Consider the following 4515-nt stretch of genomic DNA (forward strand, 5'->3'; position numbering starts at 1 on the left):
CCCCCGGCTCCGTTCCTGCCATTTTGTCCGAAATGCCGGGATTCGTCCTCGGCTGGGGAACACACCTGTCCTACCCGTTTAAGGGCGGAATCCAGGAGGCCACCCAGTGGCTTGAACAGCACCTCGCACAGGAAACCACCACCGCTGCCCATAACCTAGAAAAGGAGTAAAGCATGAAGCTGCATGACCTGATCGAAAATGTGCAAGACCTTCTGGAAAGCGCCCACAGGGACGCAGAAATATCGGTAGGCGATCTCGTCAACATCATCGACCCCGGAGAAGTCTGCATTAATGCCGAGGACTCCGTGCGGCGGTACATCGAAGGACTCGAAGACGAGTACGGGAACAGTGACGTTGACGCTCTCGTCATCAAGGTACGCCGTGATCTTGAATCCCTCGTGGAAGATGCGGAGATCAGCCATGAATGGTTTCCCTGGGGTGGGGGAACTCCGACCATTCGCGACTACACCGATAACGCCGAGGTGTACGACGAGATGATGAACGGGAAACTCGGGCAGTACGAAACCATCAGTGATGCCGTGGCCCAAGGCCTTCCTGCCTGCGTTAAGGAGGCCAACGAAAAGTACTTCAAAGCATTCAAGGATAACTTCCCTGCCGTATAAAAAGTGAGAGAATCTATCCTGTAGGGCGGGCGATACTAAGTACAAGCGTTCCCGCCCTCTTTATTCCCCTAAAAGGGTGCCACGTTGGTATGAACCATGTATAGAAAATAAGAAACATTGAACAACGAAGAACTTATCAAGAATTACTGCAACAGGGACGCTGCTGGTATATATCAAACCGCAAGCGATATACTTACCGACACCTCATCAGGAAAGATGCAATTCCCCGCCGAGGAAAGCGTCGATAGTACCCTTTCTATTTGTGCTAGAATTATGATAATATCGCTCAGTATGGCACGAAAAGGAAATGATGAAAAACTATGGGATGATATATTCGATCTCATCGAATCACTTCCCCATGCACACACCGCTGAGGTGATCGGGTGAATACCCAAGATCAATCCCTTGCGGAGTATGTCTGCTGGAGTGTGGGGGCCAGCATGAAGCGAATAATCACGGCACTAGAGCCAAAGCTCGGACATACACGCGCGACCCGGATGAAAACACGTTGCGAAGAATACCTAGATCTCTACCCGGAAGAGCTGGTTTTTGGCGAAGACTACCTCCTTGCACCTGTGGGGACAATCATCGGAAGACGCGATGCCCTGCTGATGGGAAAGCTCGACAACGGCAACTGGACATACCTCATCACCAACGATGATGAAGAATTTCCCAGTGCGCACGTAAGCCAATGGGGCCCATATCGCGTCTACGGATGGGGGACAGGATGGGAATAGGCATGGTCTTTACCACCTACGTGGTCCATCAAGACACAGGCGACCCCCTTATCGAATCGGTGTACCGGGGCCCAAGCCGTAAGGAAGCACACCGCCGCGCACACCAGTGGGCCCAGCGCGACGGCATCAAGACCGTCAGCATCCTTAGCCATGTAGGCGAGCTACACGCACAACCCCTGCTCGAGCGATAACTAGCACGCAGCCCACAGGTGGGGCAGGGGGCATGAAAAAACCCGCGCGTAGCGCGGGCACTAAAAGGGGGAAGAGCTTAGCTGTGCGCCTGCTCGTAGGCCTCAATCACCTCAGCAGGGATCTTACCGCGAGCGGCAATATCCTTACCCTGATCCATGGCCCACTGACGAATCTCCTTCGCCCGGTTATTCCGGGAAGAACCCTGACCCCACTGGCGAGACCGCCGCGCAGGAGCCGGAGCAACGTTCTTCCGCGCTACCTCAGTGTACGGCTTCAGCGCCTCACGGAACTTCTCAGCATTCTCCGGGGAAAGATCAATGATGTAGTTATCCTTGCCCAGGCTGAAAGGAATCGCCTGAACCTCATCCTCCGTCAGCGGAGTACCGGAGAGGTCATCGAAAAACTGGGTAATCTCCTTGCGTGCCATACTGTGCACCTTTCTGATCGTCAAAAACTTACATACCGATTACAATGAAACCTATTCCACCCACCACGAGTTGTCAAGTTCTTGGTAAAAATACCCACCAGAACCCCGAGAGAAACCCTCGTTCTCTGCCTGTCATACGAGAAGGAATGCGATGTGAAAAGCGTGAAAAATATGCTGTGACCTGCTAAGATAAAACAGGCAGACGGTCACGAAGGGAAATCCACCATCCGCCGTGAACCCGGAGAAGAGACAACCCCACCCGCACCCCCAAAGGAGTCCACAATGGCGACTGCAACGGAAGTAGCCGCGTACATCCAGCGCGCACTCGCCCGCGCACGGTAGAAGAACTGCATACGCTGACCTATTACGCCCACGCATGGACACTAGCCTGGGCGGGCCCGCGTTACCCCCTTTTCCATAGCCGAATCTATGCCCGCGACCATGGGCCTGTGATAGCCGACCTGCTCCCCAATAAGACCCGAGAAGAAAAGGCTGAAGCACCGGCGGGTTCCAAGACAGGACTTCTGGACTACCAACACACCTACATCAAGGCCGTCCTGGACTTCTATGGCCCCCTTACGCCTGTACAACTTTTAGAGCGCGTGCGTAGCGAAGATCCGGTAGCAAAAGCGCACCATACACCTAGTAATGATCCTGAATCGAGGTTGATCACGCCGAAAGAGCTATGCCTGTTTTGCATCGACGAGGTTTTTAGAGGGAGACCGACACCTTATTGCCCTGGTGGCGGACCAGTTCCACCCACAGACGAGGAAACGCGAAAAATAGGGCACTACCAGGAGAAAAGATGGAAAGACACTCTGGAATACCTTGCAGACAAGTAGTGCAGAGGGTAGAAAATTTGCCAATACAGTAAAATTACTGTATTGTTCTTGTTGTGAGGGTGACAGCCCCACAACCTCCCGGCCCAGCCGGGCAGGGAGAACTCAATAAGGGAGGTGATGAGATGGAAAACATCTCAGCCCTAGTCACCGCGATAAGCGGCCTAATAACCGCTCTTGCCACACTAGCCACGGCAGTCTGAGTGATCTACAAAGACATTCAAAACCAGCCCCCACACGGCAAGCACCGCAAAGACTAGGCCACCCCGCCCCGGCTCCTGGCTAACCCAACTAGCCAGGCACCCCGGGCGCGGGGCACTCCCGATACTCTATCGCTTAAGGAGAAAACCATGATGCGCACACAGCGCGTTTTGATCTACCTCGCCACCGCACTATGCCTCGCAGGCATCGCCCACAGCGGGACGAACGCCTGGTGGGCTGTACCTGTCCTTGTCCCCACCTGCTTCCTGGCCGGGTATGACCTCCGAGGCCGCATCGAGGGGGACCATGCTCGCCGTCACTGACCAAGAAACCGGCAAGGTCTACTGGACGGCCACCCAATGCGCCGCACACGCCAAGATCTCCCCCCGCACCTGGACCGCCTACGCCGCTCGCGGCCAATGCCCAGCACCAGTGAAGTACTTTCAGGGCCTACGCCTCTGGGATGCCGCTGAAGTACAAGCATGGCACGCTGCACGACCCTTCGGACGAGAAAACCAGACGCACCGTTCCCTTAAGAAAACAGAGAGGAAATAGAATGATACTATTAGTGATGACAATCGCATTCTGCGTAGCTGGGATTATTGCTATAATGGTTGCTATCAGTGAAGAGAGCTATAGTTCTCTCTTTGTTGCTTTTCTGTGTATTATTTCCGTCATTGGTATAACTGCTTTTTCTTGGAAATCGTCTTCTGAAGCTCTGGAGGATCGGTGGGAAACCTCAGACCCGGTCCCCGTTATATCGGTTGCGAACTCAACTAAAATCGAAGGCGAAGCGCGCTCTTTCCTCGGTAGCGGATATGGAAGTATTGAAGAAGGGAATGTGTACAAATACTTCACCCGAGCGGAAGATGGTTCTATCGAACTTAAGGAAACGTCAGCCGAAGATATTAAAATCTTCGACGATGCTAACGATGAAGAAGCCTGGTTAGAGGAAAAAACATGCACACGCCAGCGGAAGGAACCACGCGAGGAAAAAAGAAATCCCATTGCGAAGATGAGTGAAGAATTGTTTTCTCCGGCTTCTTTCAGAGAAGGTAATCCCTGCGGTACTGAGCTGCGCATCCATATCCCTGCCGACGGCATCATCTCGGGAAGCTACCTTGACCCCAGACGATAACGCCCGCTCAGGGTGCGCACCGTGCGTTCCTTACTGCTGGCCCGAGGTTCATTGCTTTGAGGCCGGTGGTGGGTGTGGGGCAGGGACCCTTCACAGCTAGAGAGGCGCTACGATTAATCAATCGAGAAAGGTACGATCTATATGGATATTTTCAGCACTGTACTGATACTTTTGTGCAGCACCACGTTCCTAGCTGTATGTGTACTATGGTGGATCCCGACGGTAAAAATGCTCTATGCCATTCGTGTGAATGATATACAATTCAAGCAATGGATGCTATGGGATTTTGCTGTCGGGCAATTATATTTTATTATAATAGGCGCATTGACTCTTTCTATTATGGGAATTGCGGCGGGGG

General features: G+C 53.1%; 7 protein-coding genes. 6 read left to right on the forward strand and 1 reads right to left on the reverse strand.

The window, feature by feature from the left end; genetic code table 11:
- Positions 1–173 precede the first annotated feature (173 nt).
- The 3 genes from B140_RS0111195 (at position 174) to B140_RS14010 (ending at position 1360) form a co-directional block, all read left to right on the forward strand.
- Positions 174–623 (forward strand): hypothetical protein, encoded by a 450-nt coding sequence (locus B140_RS0111195; RefSeq protein WP_018119441.1) that lies wholly within the window; start codon positions 174–176, stop codon positions 621–623.
- A gap of 117 nt (positions 624–740) precedes the next feature.
- Positions 741–1010 carry a hypothetical protein gene (locus tag B140_RS14005; RefSeq protein ID WP_156801786.1) on the forward strand — a complete coding sequence of 90 codons (270 nt, stop codon included), beginning with the start codon at positions 741–743 and terminating at the stop codon, positions 1008–1010.
- Entirely contained in the window at positions 1007–1360 is a 354-nt protein-coding gene (locus B140_RS14010) for a hypothetical protein (RefSeq protein ID WP_156801787.1), read from the forward strand. Before B140_RS14005 ends, B140_RS14010 begins: the two co-directional genes overlap by 4 nt.
- Positions 1361–1628: 268 nt before the next feature.
- On the opposite strand, the gene B140_RS0111205 is transcribed toward B140_RS14010, so the two are convergent.
- Positions 1629–1979 (reverse strand): histone-like nucleoid-structuring protein Lsr2, encoded by a 351-nt coding sequence (locus B140_RS0111205; RefSeq protein WP_018119443.1) that lies wholly within the window; start codon positions 1977–1979, stop codon positions 1629–1631.
- 449 nt (positions 1980–2428) lie between these two features.
- On the opposite strand from B140_RS0111205, the gene B140_RS14015 reads away from it, so the two are divergent.
- From B140_RS14015 to B140_RS14240, 3 genes are all read left to right on the forward strand, one after another.
- Positions 2429–2821 carry a hypothetical protein gene (locus B140_RS14015; RefSeq protein WP_156801788.1) on the forward strand — a complete coding sequence of 131 codons (393 nt, stop codon included), beginning with the start codon at positions 2429–2431 and terminating at the stop codon, positions 2819–2821.
- A gap of 769 nt (positions 2822–3590) precedes the next feature.
- Positions 3591–4157: a hypothetical protein gene (locus tag B140_RS14020; protein WP_156801789.1), complete on the forward strand. Its 567-nt coding sequence runs from the start codon at positions 3591–3593 to the stop codon at positions 4155–4157.
- 141 nt (positions 4158–4298) lie between these two features.
- A partial coding sequence (locus B140_RS14240) for a hypothetical protein (protein ID WP_211208166.1) occupies positions 4299–4515 on the forward strand: 217 nt, incomplete at its 3' end.

This window comes from Corynebacterium mastitidis DSM 44356, assembly GCF_000375365.1.
GTDB lineage: Bacteria > Actinomycetota > Actinomycetes > Mycobacteriales > Mycobacteriaceae > Corynebacterium > Corynebacterium mastitidis.